The sequence below is a fragment of the Aeromonas oralensis genome, from assembly GCF_049665575.1.
GTDB lineage: Bacteria > Pseudomonadota > Gammaproteobacteria > Enterobacterales > Aeromonadaceae > Aeromonas > Aeromonas hydrophila.
This window is the reverse complement of the sequence record NZ_CP187186.1, coordinates 3399431-3412302: the sequence shown is the minus strand read 5'-3', so window position 1 is coordinate 3412302 and position 12872 is coordinate 3399431. Positions and strand designations below refer to the sequence as shown.

The window sequence follows — 12872 nt, the reverse complement described above, 5'->3', positions numbered from 1 at the left end:
GGCCAGGCAGGCCGAATAACAAGGATCAACACTCTGATGACTAAACCTATCGTATTGAGCGGGGCCCAACCGTCGGGCCAGCTGACCATCGGCAACTACATGGGGGCTCTGCGTCAGTGGGTCAACATGCAGGATGACTTCGACTGCCTCTACTGCATCGTCGATCTGCACGCCATCACCACCCGCCAGGATCCGGCCGCCCTGCGCAAGGCCTGCCTGGACGCCGCCGCCCTCTATCTGGCGGTCGGCATCGATCCGGCCAAGAGCACCGTGTTCATCCAGTCCCACGTGCCGCAGCACGCCGAGCTTGGCTGGATCCTGAACTGCTACACCCAGATGGGCGAGCTGTCGCGCATGACCCAGTTCAAGGACAAGTCCGCCCGCTTCGAGAACAACGTCAACGTCGGCCTGTTCGGTTATCCGGTGCTGATGGCGGCCGACATCCTGCTCTATCAGGCCAATCAGGTGCCGGTGGGCAACGATCAGAAGCAGCATCTGGAGCTGACCCGCGACATCTGCACCCGCTTCAACAACCTCTACGGTGAGGTGTTCACCCTGCCGGAGCCCTTCATTCCGACCGAAGGCGCCCGGGTGATGAGCCTGCAGGATCCGACCAAGAAGATGTCCAAGTCGGACGACAATGAGGCCAACTTCATCGGCCTGCTGGAAGATCCCAAGCAGATCGTCAAGAAGATCAAGCGCGCGGTGACCGACTCCGACGAGCCGGCGGTGGTGCGTTTCGATCCGGAGAACAAGCCGGGGGTCTCCAACCTGCTGACCCTGATGTCCGGGGTGACCGGCCGTTCCATCCCCGAGCTGGAGCAGCATTTCGAAGGCAAGATGTACGGTCACCTCAAGACCGAAACCGCCGAAGCCGTGGTCGCCCTGCTGGAGCCGATTCAGGCCCGCTTCCACGAGCTGCGTCAGGATGAGGCTCATCTGCAGGCCATTTTGGCGGCCGGTGCACAAAAGGCGCGGGAAAGGGCTGAAAAAACCCTGGCCAGCGTATATGATGTAGTCGGCTTCGTTCCTCGAGCCTGACATACTGGGAAGGTGTAGTAGAAGAGAGCTGGGTATTTGCCTGGCTTTCTTTGTTTTACCCGACCTGCTATTCGTTATTTCATCTTCCAATTTCAAACGCGGGCGTCTGCCCCAAGAGTTAGCATGTCTGTCGAATCAAATACCACGATTGAAGAGTTGGGTGACAAGGGTCACTGGCTGCGCAAGTTTCGCAAGGCCAAAAACCTCAATACCCTGCAACTGATGGTCTCCAATGCCATCGACAAGCACCACAAAACCCCTGCCATCGCCGCCGCCATCTATCTGGCCGAGTGCCAGCGCGAGCGTGAAATGGAACAGGGTCGCTATCTGGACCGTTAATTCTCTGCTCTGGTTGACCCATGCTGTTGTTGATCGATAACTACGACTCCTTTACCTGGAATCTGGTGCAATATTTTGGCGCCCTGGGACAGGAGGTAGTGGTGAAGCGCAATGACGAGCTGACGCTGGACGCCATTGCCCGGCTCTCTCCCCGTTATCTGGTGATCTCTCCCGGTCCCTGCACCCCTAATGAGGCGGGTATCTCGCTGGCGGCCATCGCCCGTTTTGCCGGCCAGCTCCCCATTCTCGGCGTCTGCCTCGGCCACCAGTCGCTGGCGCAGGCCTTCGGTGCTCAGGTTGTACGTGCGCGCCAGATGATGCACGGCAAGACCTCGTTCATTCGCCATCGCGGCGAGGGGGTATTCAAGGGGCTCAACGACCCGCTGCGGGTCACTCGTTACCATTCGCTCATCGTGGAGCGCGATACCTTGCCCGATTGTCTCGAGATCACCGCCTGGAGCGAACATGCCGATGGCAGCCCGGACGAGATCATGGGCCTGCGCCATAAGCAGTTGAATATAGAGGGCGTTCAGTTCCATCCGGAGAGCATTTTGAGCGAGCAGGGTCATCAGTTGCTGGCCAATTTTTTGGCTAATCCCTGAATAGTTGTGATCGGCCTCCCAGAATTGAAAGGAGGCCAAAAATATTTTCCCTGACACTTTATTCACCTCCCTCCCTGTCCAAATTATCTCTTGCCAACACCCCCTGAGCCGTTATGCAATGCGGTTGCCTAAAATCTCACGGGCAGTCGAACATTGTTCCCTGTAACGCGCTTTGTTGCAGACTTTTAGCTTTTTTTCTGTGACAATGCCGATGTGTTTACATGGATTTAACTTTTGGGCGGTGGATTATTCTGTCGCCAGATCGAAGGAGAGCAATATGTCAGAGTTGTTGGCAGTGACACGTGAAGTGTTTGATGAAGTGATGGTTCCCAACTATGCGCCCGCCAAGATCATCCCGGTGCGTGGTGAAGGGTCACGTGTCTGGGATCAGGAAGGCCGTGAGTATGTGGATTTCGCCGGCGGGATCGCCGTCAATGGCCTGGGCCATTGCCATCCCAAGCTGGTCGAGGCCCTGAAAACCCAGGGCGAGAAGCTGTGGCACCTCTCCAACGTGATGACCAACGAGCCGGCCCTGCGCCTAGCCAAGAAGCTGGTCGCCGCGACCTTCGCCGACAAGGTCTATTTCTGCAACTCAGGTGCCGAAGCCAACGAAGCCGCCCTCAAGCTGGCCCGTCGCTACGCCATCGAGAAGTTCGGTGCCCACAAGACCCAGATCATCGCCTTCCACCAGGGCTTCCACGGTCGTACCTTCTTTACCGTCAGCGTCGGCGGCCAGGCTGCCTACTCCGATGGTTTCGGTCCCAAGCCCGCAGACATCACCCACGTGGCCTACAACGATCTGGCGGAGCTGGCTGCCGTCATCTCCGACAATACCTGCGCCGTGGTGATGGAGCCGCTGCAGGGCGAGGGCGGCATCATTCGTCCCACCGACGAGTTTGCCAAAGGGGTGCGCGAGCTGTGCGACAAGCACAACGCCCTGCTGATCTATGACGAAGTGCAATCCGGCGTCGGTCGTACCGGCGATCTGTTTGCCTACATGGGTCTGGGCGTCACGCCGGACATCCTCACCAGCGCCAAGGCGCTGGGCGGCGGCTTCCCCATCGGCGCCATGCTGACCACTACCGACATCGCCTCCCACCTGAAAGTGGGCACTCACGGCTCCACCTACGGCGGCAACCCGCTGGCCTGCGCGGTGGCAGAGGCGGTGATCGACGTGGTCAACACCCCGGAAGTGCTCAGCGGCATCAAGCAGCGCGAACAGCTGTTCCGCGAGGGCCTCGAAGCCATCAACGCCAAGTACCACTGCTTCAGTGAAGTGCGCGGCAAGGGTCTGCTGCTGGGCGCCGTCCTGAACGACGACTACAAGGGACGCTCGCGCGACTTCCTGCTGGCCTCCATCGATCAGGGTCTGATGGCGCTGGTAGCCGGCACCAACGTGGTGCGTTTCGCGCCGTCTCTGGTTATTCCGGAAGCGGATATCAAGGAAGGGCTGGTACGGTTCGAGAAAGCGGTTGCCCAGGTGGTTAACGCCTGATCCAAATTGAGGTGGGGAGCCCTCCCGGCAGGAGCCGGGACCCCACCTGTCGTCAATGAAAGGGAGTTGTCATTTATGTTGGTTATCCGTCCCATCGAGCAAAAAGATTTTGCCGGTCTCAAGACCTGTGCCATCGAATCCGGCACCGGCATGACCTCGTTGCCCGTCAACGATGAACTGCTGCAGCGCAAGATAGACGCTTCCACCCAGACCTTTTCGGACAAGCCTGCGGGCAAGGGGGACTGCCTCTATTTCTTCGTCGCCGAGGATCTGGAGACCGGCGAAATGGTCGGTACCTGCGCCATCGATGCGGCCGTGGGCCTGTCCCAGCCGTTCTACAACTATCACATCGGCAAGGTGGTGCACTCTTCCCCTAAGCTCGGCATCTACAACGTCGTGGAAACCCTCACCCTCTCCAACGACTACACCGGCAATTCCGAGCTCTGCACCCTGTTTCTGCGCGAATGCGCCCGCGAGGGGCTCAACGGCCGTCTGCTCTCCAAGCACCGCTTTCTGTTCATGGCCGAACACCCCGAGCTGTTTGACGAGACCGTCTTCGCCGAGATGCGTGGCGTCTCCGATGCCGATGGTCACAGCCCCTTCTACGAGTGGCTGCAAAAGCATTTCTTCTCGATGGATTTTCCCACCGTCGACTATCTCACCGGCATCGGCAAGAAGCGCTTCATCGCCGAGCTGATGCCCAAGTACCCCATCTACGTCAATCTGCTGAGCAACGAGGCGCGCGCCGTCATCGGTCAGACCCACGAGAAGACCCGCCCGGCCATCAAGATGCTGCAGGACGAAGGATTCGTGAATCGCGGCTATGTCGACATCTTCGATGCCGGCCCCACCGTCGAGTGCGACGTGAAGAACATTCGCAGCGTGCGTCGCAGCCAGAAGCTGCGGGTGCTGGTGGGTGAGCCCATCGGCGGCAAGACCCATCTGGTCTGCAATACCCGCTACGAGCACTACCGCGCCTGCTACGGCAACATCCGGGTCGATCTGGACAAGCACGAAGCCATCATCCCGCCCAAGATGGCGGCCGCACTCAAGGTGCAGGATGGCGACATGGTGCGCGCCGTCGATCTTGATTGAGCCATATCAGCAGTAAAACCGCATATGAAACAGGCAGCCAAGGCTGCCTGCGAACCACAGGGAGTGAAGGATGAGCCAGTTAGTTCAGTTTATTGACGGTCAGTGGCTGGCCGGTGCAGGCAAGCCGTTCGAGTCAAAGGACCCGGCCAAGAATCAGGTGATCTGGCAAGGAGAGGCCGCCAGCGCCGCCCAGGTGGAGGCTGCCGTCAAGGCTGCCCGCCATGCCTTCTATCATTGGTCCGATCTGGCCCTCGACGATCGTCTGGCCATCGTGCGTCGCTATGCCGACCTGCTCGGCGAGCACAAGGAGGCACTGGCGCTGACCATCGCCCGCGAAACCGGCAAGCCGTTGTGGGAGACCCGCACCGAAGTGGCCGCCATGCAGGGCAAGATCGCCATCTCCATCCGCGCCCATGACGAGCGCACCGGCACCGTGGAGAACCCCATGCCGGGCGCCAAGGCGTTCGTGCGCCACAAGCCCCATGGCGTCGTGGCCGTGTTCGGCCCTTACAACTTCCCGGGCCACCTGCCCAACGGCCATATCGTGCCGGCGCTGATCGCCGGCAATACCGTGGTATTCAAACCCTCCGAGCTGACCCCCATGGTGGCCGAGGCAATGTTGAAAATCTGGCAGGAGGCGGGGCTGCCCAAGGGAGTGCTCAACCTGGTGCAGGGCGAGGTCGATACTGGCAAGGCGCTGGCCGGCAATCCGGACATCGACGGCCTCTTCTTCACCGGTTCGTCCCGTACCGGCCACTTCCTGCACCAGCAGTTTGCCGGTCAACCGGGCAAGATCCTGGCCTTGGAGATGGGTGGCAACAACCCGCTGATCGTGAAAGACGTGAGCGACATCGACGGCGCCGTCCATGCCATCGTGCAGTCCGCCTTCATTACCTCCGGCCAGCGCTGCACCTGCTCGCGCCGCCTGTTTGTCGAGCGCAGCGTCCAAGGCGATGCCTTGGTGAAACGTCTGGTTGAGGTGGTCGGCCAGATCAAGGTCGGCCTCTATGACGCCGCCGAGCAGCCGTTCATGGGCGCCATGATCAGCGAGAAGGCAGCGCTCGGCATGGTCGAGGCGCAAGCCAACCTGCAGCGCCTCGGTGGCGAGAGTCTGCTTACCCTCAAGCACCTGGAAGCGGGCACCGGCTTCGTCTCACCGGGCATCATAGACGTGACCGCAGTCAGCGCGCTGCCGGACGAAGAGTACTTCGGCCCGCTGCTGCAGCTCATTCGCTACGACGACTTCGATGCCGCAATCGATCAGGGCAACGCCACCAGCTTCGGCCTCTCTGCCGGCCTGCTCGGCGACAGCGAGGCGGACTGGCAGCACTTCTTCAAGCGTATTCGCGCCGGCATCGTCAACTGGAACAAGCCCATCACCGGCGCCTCCAGTGCCGCGCCGTTCGGCGGCATCGGCGCTTCCGGCAACCACAGGGCGAGCGCCTACTACGCTGCCGACTACTGTGCGTATCCGGTGGCTTCCGTCGAAGACAGCAAGGCCGCCATGCCGGATCAGCTGTCTCCCGGCCTGACGTTCTAAACAAGGCAAAGGCGGGCGCTCTCTGTGTTGGCGCCAGCGCCTGACCACGACAATAAAAGGGGCACTGAACTGGTGCCCTTGTCTGTACCCGCAATCAAAGGAAAGAGAGATGCAAAAGGATATCGACACCCTGTTCGGTCATTTGTGGGATAACTACATTCAAGTCACCCCGAGTGCCCACAAGGTTCATCAACTGCTGGGTGGTGGCGAGCCCATCGTCAACGACCACGTGGCGTTTCGCACCTACAACCTGCCCAAGCTGGGACTGGAGAAGCTGGCCGCCCACTTCCTGGCGCTCGGCTACGAGCAGAAGGGCGAGTACGTGTTCAAGGCCAAGAAGCTCTATGCCAAGCACTTCGAGCATAAAGATCCGGACGCGCCCAAGGTGTTCATCAGCGAGCTGAAGGTGGAAGAGCTCTCCGACGCGACCCAGGCCATCATCCACAAGCTGGCGGCTCAGGTGCCCGATCATCTGACCGACACCCAGGCCTTCCTCTATGCTGGCGCCCCCTGGCAGGTATCTTGGGCCGATTACCAGACCCTGCTGGCGGAGAGCGAGTATGCGGCCTGGATGGCAGCCTGGGGTTATCGTGCCAACCACTTCACCGTCAACATCAACCGCCTGAAGGACTTCGACACCATCCAGCAAGTCAACGCCGCCCTCAAGGCCGCAGGCTTCGTGCTCAATGGCGTGGGTGGCGAGGTGAAAGGGGACCCGCAGGTGATGCTGGAGCAATCGTCTACCATGGCCGACAAGGCGGACGTGGCCTTCACCGACGGCGTGCGCACCATCCCGAGCTGCTTCTACGAATTCGCCCTGCGCTACCCGCAGGCCGACGGCGTACTCTACCCGGGATTTGTCGAAGCCTCGGCCGACAAGATCTTCGAATCCACCAACGCCATGTAAGCCGGGGCCGGGTCATCCCGGCACTGCTGCATGCAAAACGCCTCCCTTGCGGAGGCGTTTTCATTGGTGGCAGGGGTAGTGTGGCCTAGCGCTGGTAGAGTTCCCCCTCCAGTGCCAGCACCGTCTCCATCCCGGCGGCACGGCCGGCCTGCAGGCCGATCTGGGTATCTTCGAACACCAGGCAGTTGGCGGGGTTGGCGCCGAGCAACTCGGCCACTTTCAGGAAGGTGTCGGGGTGGGGCTTGTGGTTGTCGATGTCATCGGCACTGACCAGCACGGGGATATAGGCATCCAGACCGGTGTTCTTCAGAATGTGCAGGGCGTGCTCGCGCGATGAGCCCGTGCCTATGCCCATCGGGACCTTGCCGTGGCAGCGCTTGACCAGCTCCCACATGGCGGGAAACACGCTGACCTTGTCGATATGCTCCAGATAGAGCGCCACCTTGCGCCGGGTGAAGGCATCAACATCGATATCCAGCCCATGCTGCTCGGCCAGGATGGCGACTATCTTGCGGGTGGGAATGCCGCCGAATTCATTGAGCTGGGCACGATCGAAGGGCAGGCCGAACTCGGCGCTGGTCTCCTCCCAGGCATCCAGATGCAGGGGCATGGAGTCGACCAGGGTGCCGTCCATATCGAAAATCAGGGCATCGTATTGCTCAAACCGGAACTGCTCGGACATGGGGCTGCTTCCTCTTGGGGTGTGAACAGCCAGCCTATCAGAATGCAGCAGGCAATGCCGCGACCGGGGTCATGGTTGCGGGTCGGCGGCGCCATGGCAGTGGTTTTGGCCATCGACTGGTGATTTATGAGACAATAATAAGTTCTGCGCCGCAGATCCTGGCATTTCAAATTAGCGAGCCCCTATATGTCCCCAAAAACCATCTTCTCGAGCGTGGCCCTGGTGATCGCCCTGGGTTCACTGGAAAAGAGCATAGTCACCACCCCCTTGCCCATCATAGGTGCCGAGCTGAACGCCGGCGCAGCCCTCACCTGGGTGGTCACCGCCTACCTGCTGGCGGCCACCGCCGCCCTGCCCATCTACGGCAAGCTGAGCGACATGTTCGGCCGGGTGCGCATGCTCAACATCGGCATCGGCCTGTTTCTGGCCGGATCCGTGGCCTGCGGCCTGGCCCAGGATCTGCCGACCCTGCTGGCGGCCCGCGTGCTGCAAGGACTGGGCGGCGGCGGCCTGATCGCGCTCGCCTTCACCGTCATCGCCGACAGCATACCGCCGCGGGAGGTGGGCAAGTATCAGGGCTACATCTCGGCGGTCTATGCGGTCTCCAGCATCGCCGGGCCCCTGCTCGGCGGCTACTTCACCGAGCAGCTCAGCTGGCGCTGGATCTTCTGGATCAACCTGCCGCTCGGCGCTATCGCCCTCTGGCTGGTGAACCGCAACCTGGGCCACCTCAATGTGCGCCGTCACAGCCGCTTCGACTGGAAGGGGGCGGCGCTGCTGATCACCGTTACCACCCTGAGCCTGCTGCTGCTCTCGCCGGAGACGGCCCTGCCCGCCATCTGGCTGGCGGCGGGACTGGCGCTGGCCCTGCTGCTGCTCATTCTGGTGGAGCGGCGGGCCCACGATCCCATATTGCCGGCTCATCTGGCCCGGTTGCCCGGTTATCTGGTCAGCGTGCTGCTGGCACTGGCCTCGCAACTGCTGATGTTCGCGGTGCTGGTCTACCTGCCGCTGCAGATGCAGTGGCAGAAGGGGATGGGGGCCAGCGAGAGCGGGCTCTACATGGTGATCTTCATGATCTGCATCACGGCGGGAGCCTTCGTCGGCGGCAAGCTGATCGGCCGCACCGGTTACTACAAACGTTTCGTGGTGGTGGGCTTCGCCCTGTCGGCGCTGGCGCTGTGGCAGATCCACTTCGACCTCTGGGCCAGGCTGGGACTGGGGTTTGCCGGATTGGGGCTGGGCCTGGTGCTGCCGGCGCTGTCGGTGGTGGTGCAAAACGCCCTGCCACGGGAAGATCGCGGCATTGGCATGTCGCTGTTCAACTTCGGCCGCGAGCTGGGTGGTGCGGTCGGGGTGGCCATCTGCTCCGTGCTGTTTCACTCCGCCCTGCCGGCGGGCAGCAGCCACAACCTGGCCAGCCTGAGCCCGGCCGAGCTGGCGCCCGGTTTCAGCGCCACCTATATCGGCATGGCGCTGATCGCCACCGCCGCGTTGCTCATTACCCTGCTGGCGTTGAAACGCCACGAGCTGGCCAGCATCCACGCCTGATGGCGTGACGGCGACATAGCAACAGGGCTCCCCATGGGGAGCCCTGTTTGTTGGTGGGTCTGCGTTTCTACTCCTGGGCTGGCGCTTCCTTGCCGGCCAGCTGGCTTAGCCAGGCGAAGCGGCGGTTGGCGTCCAGCTCCGCTTCCCGATAGAGCTGGCTGGCGATTTCCGGCAACTGGCGTTCCAGCCGCTTGAAGCGGGGCTCCTGCTGCAGGGTCTCGGCCAGCGATGCGCTGGGGGCCCGGGAGTCCAGTGCCAGCGGCGCCTTGCCCTCCTCGCTGCGGCGTGGGTCGTAGCGGTAGAGCGGCCAGAAGCCGGTGGCGGTCAGCTGCTTCATCTGCTCGTGGCTCTGGGCCAGATCGTAGCCGTGCTCCTCGCAGGGGCTGTAGGCGATGATGAGCGACGGACCTGGGTAGGCTTCCGCCTCCTGAATGGCCTTCACCGTCTGGTTCATCTGGGCGCCGAGGGAGATCTGCGCCACGTAGACGTGACCGTACATCATCACGTTGGCGCCAAGATCCTTGCGTCCCTTGCGCTTGCCCTGCTCGCCAAACTTGGTGATGGCGCCGAGCGGGGTGGCCTTGGACTGCTGACCGCCGGTGTTGGAGTAGCACTGGGTGTCGAGCACCAGCACGTTGATGTTCTCCCCCAGGCTCAGCACGTGATCGAGCCCGCCGTAGCCGATGTCGTAGGCCCAGCCGTCGCCGCCGATGAGCCAGACCGATTTCTCCACCAAGTAGTCCGCATCACGGGCCAGCTCCTGGGCCGCGGCGTCGGTGCGCCCCTGCAGCAGGTCGCGCAGTTGCTCGATATGGGCGCGCTGCTCGGAGACCGGCAGGCTGGCATCTTGCAGCCCCTGTTGCAACCCGACCGGGACGGCGTCCCCCAGGCTCGCCAGCAGGCGGCGTACCCGCTCGCGATGTTGATCCACGGTGAGCCGAAAGCCCAAGCCAAACTCGGCGTTGTCTTCGAACAAGGAGTTGGCCCAGGCCGGCCCGCGCCCATCGGCGTTGGTGGTGTAGGGGGTGCTGGGCAGGTTGCCGCCATAGATGGAGGAGCAACCGGTGGCGTTGGCGATGAGCAGTCTATCCCCGTAGAGCTGGGTCAGCAGCTTGATGTAGGGGGTCTCGCCGCAGCCGGAGCAGGCACCCGAGTATTCAAACAGCGGCGAGATGAGCTGGGAGGTGCGGATGTCGATGCGCTCCAGCTGCTCGGCACTGCGCTCGGGCAAGTCCAGGAAGAAGTCGTAGTTGGCCTTCTGGGGCTCGAGGTGATCCAGCCTGGACTCCATGTTGATCGCCTTGCGGCTCGGCTCGGTGCGATCCTTGGCCGGGCACACCTCGACGCAAAGGTTGCAGCCGGTGCAATCCTCAGGTGCCACCTGCAGCACGTATTGTTGGCCACGCATGTCGCGGGCTTTCACATCGAGCGCATCCAGGGTGGCGGGGGCACCCTCCAGCGACGCTTTGTCCACTACCTTGGCGCGGATGGCGGAGTGGGGGCAGGCCGCCACACAGTAGTTGCACTGGGTGCAGAGGTCTGCCTGCCAGATGGGTACCTCCTTGGCAATGTTGCGCTTCTCCCAGCGGGTGGTGCCCACCGGCCAGGTGCCGTCTGGCGGGAAGGCGGAGACCGGCAGGCTGTCGCCGAGCCCCGCCAGCATGGCGGCGGTGACGGTCTGCACGAAGTCGGGGGCATTGGTCGATACCACAGGCGGGCGCTGGTGGCTGGCGGGGTCAAGTGCCTGCAGCGGCACCTGCACGAGGGCCTCGCAGGTAGCAGCAAGGGCCTGCCAGTTGCGCTCCACCAGCGTTTGCCCCTTGTTGCCATAGCTCGATGCGATGGTCTGGCGCAGGAGCTCGGTCGCCTCTGCCGGTGGGATGATGGAGGTCAGCTGGAAGAAGGCCATCTGCATCACGGTATTGATGCGGTTGCCGAGCTGGCACTCGCGGGCAATCTTGGCGGCGTTGATGGTGTAGAGGCGCGCACGCTTCTGGATCAGGGCCTGTTGCACCTCCTGGGGCAGCCGCTGCCAGATCTGCCCGGCGTCGTAGGGGCTGTTGAGCAGGAAGATGCCATCTGGCCTCAGCCGCTCCGCCATCTGGTACATGTCGATAAACTGCCACTGGTGGCAACCGATGAAGTCCGCCTCGTCCACCAGGTAGGCCGACTGCAGCGGCCGCTCGCCGACCCGCAGGTGGGAGACGGTGAGGCCGCCCGCCTTCTTGGAGTCGTAGACGAAGTAGCCCTGGGGGTAAAGGTCGGTGTGGTTGCCGAGGATCTTGATGCTGTTCTTGGCCGCCGACACTGTGCCGTCGCTGCCAAGGCCGTAGAACAGTGCCTCCAGCTTGTGCTGGTTGCCAAGGCTGGGACTCGAATAATCGAGGGCCGGCAGCGGCAGGGAGAGGCCGGTGACGTCGTCGAAGATGCCGACGGTGAAGCGCGGCCGCGGGTTATCCAGTGCCAGCTCGTCGAAGATGGCTTGCACGCAGGCCGGGTTGAACTCCTTGGAGGATAGGCCGTAGCGCCCGCCGATGACCCGCGGCAGGCTAGCGCGATCCCCTTGGCTGACAGCTTCGGCCAGGGCGCTCATCACGTCCAGATAGAGGGGCTCGGCCAGGGCACCCGGCTCCTTGGTGCGATCCAGCACCGCAATCTTGCGAGCGCTTTCGGGAATGACCGCCAGCAAATGTTCGGCCGAGAAGGGGCGGTAGAGCCGCACCTTCACTAGCCCCACCTTCTCCCCTTGTGCAAGTAGCCGCGCTATCACTTCCTCACAGGTGCCGATGGCAGAACCCATCAGCACCAGAATCCGTTCCGCCTGCGGATGTCCTACATATTCGAACGGACGGTAGTGTCGGCCTGTCCGCTCGCCGAAGGCCTGCATTGCCTCGCTCACGTGGTGATAGCCCGCGTCATACCAGGGGTTGCTTGCCTCCCGGCACTGGAAATAGGTGTCCGGATTGGAAGCGGTACCGCGAATGACCGGCTTGTCGGGAGTCAGCGCCCGTTCCCGATGGGCACGGATAGCCTCCACCGGCAGCAGGGCGCGCAAGGTCTCGTCATCGAGCGGGGCTATTTTAGTGATCTCGTGAGAGGTGCGAAAGCCGTCGAAGAAGTGGATGAAGGGCAGCCGGCTGTTGAGGCTAGCCACTTGGGAAATCAGGGCGAAATCCTGTGCCTCCTGTACGTTGCTGGCACAGAGCAGGGCGCAGCCGGTCTGGCGCACCGCCATCACGTCGGAGTGATCGCCGAAAATTGACAGGGCATGGGTTGCCACGGTGCGCGCCGCCACGTGGAGCACGAAGGGGATTAGCTGACCCGCCAACTTGTAGAGGTTGGGGATCATCAGCAGCAGCCCCTGCGACGAGGTGAACGAGGTCGCCAGCGCCCCGGTCTGCAGGGCGCCGTGTACGGTGGCGATGGCGCCTCCCTCCGATTGCATCTCCACTATCTTGGTCACATCGCCCCAGAGATTGGGATGTCCCTGGCTCGACCAGGCTGACGAGTGTTCTGCCATGGCGGAGCTGGGGGTGATGGGATAGATGGCGATGACTTCGCTGGTGCGGTATGCCACCGAGGCGACCGCGTTGTTTCCGTCTGTGGTGATCATGAATTGC

The 12872-nt window shown here is 62.4% G+C and carries 10 protein-coding genes; 8 read left to right on the top strand and 2 right to left on the bottom strand.

All coding sequences use genetic code 11. The annotated features are described in order from the left end of the window. Window positions 1–36 precede the first annotated feature (36 nt). The 7 genes from trpS to ACPDZI_RS15715 all read left to right on the top strand — a co-directional run bounded on the left by trpS (window position 37) and on the right by ACPDZI_RS15715 (window position 7019). Complete coding sequence (trpS, locus tag ACPDZI_RS15745; RefSeq protein ID WP_005298400.1) at window positions 37–1041, top strand: tryptophan--tRNA ligase; 1005 nt, start codon at window positions 37–39, stop codon at window positions 1039–1041. Window positions 1042–1164: 123 nt separating this feature from the next. Then, the gene (locus ACPDZI_RS15740) at window positions 1165–1380 is read left to right on the top strand and encodes a hypothetical protein (RefSeq protein ID WP_011706959.1); all 216 of its coding nucleotides are present in this window, start codon (window positions 1165–1167) and stop codon (window positions 1378–1380) included. A 20-nt stretch (window positions 1381–1400) separates the two neighbouring features. Then, window positions 1401–1982 carry an aminodeoxychorismate synthase component II gene (locus tag ACPDZI_RS15735; RefSeq protein ID WP_438833447.1) on the top strand — a complete coding sequence of 194 codons (582 nt, stop codon included), beginning with the start codon at window positions 1401–1403 and terminating at the stop codon, window positions 1980–1982. Window positions 1983–2259: 277 nt separating this feature from the next. Beyond that, window positions 2260–3477 (top strand): aspartate aminotransferase family protein, encoded by a 1218-nt coding sequence (locus tag ACPDZI_RS15730; protein ID WP_029299369.1) that lies wholly within the window; start codon window positions 2260–2262, stop codon window positions 3475–3477. Between the two features lie 75 nt (window positions 3478–3552). Then, window positions 3553–4572, top strand: coding sequence for an arginine N-succinyltransferase (astA, locus tag ACPDZI_RS15725; protein ID WP_011706956.1), 1020 nt, complete (start codon window positions 3553–3555; stop codon window positions 4570–4572). A gap of 70 nt (window positions 4573–4642) precedes the next feature. Then, window positions 4643–6112 carry a succinylglutamate-semialdehyde dehydrogenase gene (gene astD, locus ACPDZI_RS15720; RefSeq protein ID WP_429044032.1) on the top strand — a complete coding sequence of 490 codons (1470 nt, stop codon included), beginning with the start codon at window positions 4643–4645 and terminating at the stop codon, window positions 6110–6112. 109 nt (window positions 6113–6221) lie between these two features. Further along, on the top strand, window positions 6222–7019 hold the full coding sequence (locus tag ACPDZI_RS15715; RefSeq protein ID WP_438833446.1) for a DUF1338 domain-containing protein: 798 nt from the start codon (window positions 6222–6224) through the stop codon (window positions 7017–7019). A gap of 85 nt (window positions 7020–7104) precedes the next feature. On the opposite strand, the gene ACPDZI_RS15710 is transcribed toward ACPDZI_RS15715, so the two are convergent. Continuing rightward, window positions 7105–7701 (bottom strand): HAD family hydrolase, encoded by a 597-nt coding sequence (locus ACPDZI_RS15710; protein ID WP_011706953.1) that lies wholly within the window; start codon window positions 7699–7701, stop codon window positions 7105–7107. A 186-nt stretch (window positions 7702–7887) separates the two neighbouring features. On the opposite strand from ACPDZI_RS15710, the gene ACPDZI_RS15705 reads away from it, so the two are divergent. Beyond that, complete coding sequence (locus tag ACPDZI_RS15705; RefSeq protein ID WP_336987871.1) at window positions 7888–9252, top strand: MDR family MFS transporter; 1365 nt, start codon at window positions 7888–7890, stop codon at window positions 9250–9252. A gap of 67 nt (window positions 9253–9319) precedes the next feature. Here ACPDZI_RS15705 and nifJ read toward each other — a convergent pair whose 3' ends face one another. Continuing rightward, on the bottom strand, window positions 9320–12865 hold the full coding sequence (nifJ, locus tag ACPDZI_RS15700) for a pyruvate:ferredoxin (flavodoxin) oxidoreductase (protein WP_438833445.1): 3546 nt from the start codon (window positions 12863–12865) through the stop codon (window positions 9320–9322). Between the last annotated feature and the right edge of the window lie 7 nt (window positions 12866–12872).

Bases quoted from the DNA above. Each gene is read 5' to 3' on its own strand.
- ACPDZI_RS15730 (WP_029299369.1), top strand. From the start codon at position 2,260: ATGTCAGAGTTGTTGGCAGTGACACGTGAAGTGTTTGATGAAGTGATG.
- ACPDZI_RS15740 (WP_011706959.1), top strand. From the start codon at position 1,165: ATGTCTGTCGAATCAAATACCACGATTGAAGAGTTGGGTGACAAGGGT.
- nifJ (WP_438833445.1), bottom strand. From the start codon at position 12,865: ATGATCACCACAGACGGAAACAACGCGGTCGCCTCGGTGGCATACCGC.
- ACPDZI_RS15715 (WP_438833446.1), top strand. From the start codon at position 6,222: ATGCAAAAGGATATCGACACCCTGTTCGGTCATTTGTGGGATAACTAC.
- trpS (WP_005298400.1), top strand. From the start codon at position 37: ATGACTAAACCTATCGTATTGAGCGGGGCCCAACCGTCGGGCCAGCTG.
- ACPDZI_RS15735 (WP_438833447.1), top strand. From the start codon at position 1,401: ATGCTGTTGTTGATCGATAACTACGACTCCTTTACCTGGAATCTGGTG.
- ACPDZI_RS15705 (WP_336987871.1), top strand. From the start codon at position 7,888: ATGTCCCCAAAAACCATCTTCTCGAGCGTGGCCCTGGTGATCGCCCTG.
- astD (WP_429044032.1), top strand. From the start codon at position 4,643: ATGAGCCAGTTAGTTCAGTTTATTGACGGTCAGTGGCTGGCCGGTGCA.
- ACPDZI_RS15710 (WP_011706953.1), bottom strand. From the start codon at position 7,701: ATGTCCGAGCAGTTCCGGTTTGAGCAATACGATGCCCTGATTTTCGAT.
- astA (WP_011706956.1), top strand. From the start codon at position 3,553: ATGTTGGTTATCCGTCCCATCGAGCAAAAAGATTTTGCCGGTCTCAAG.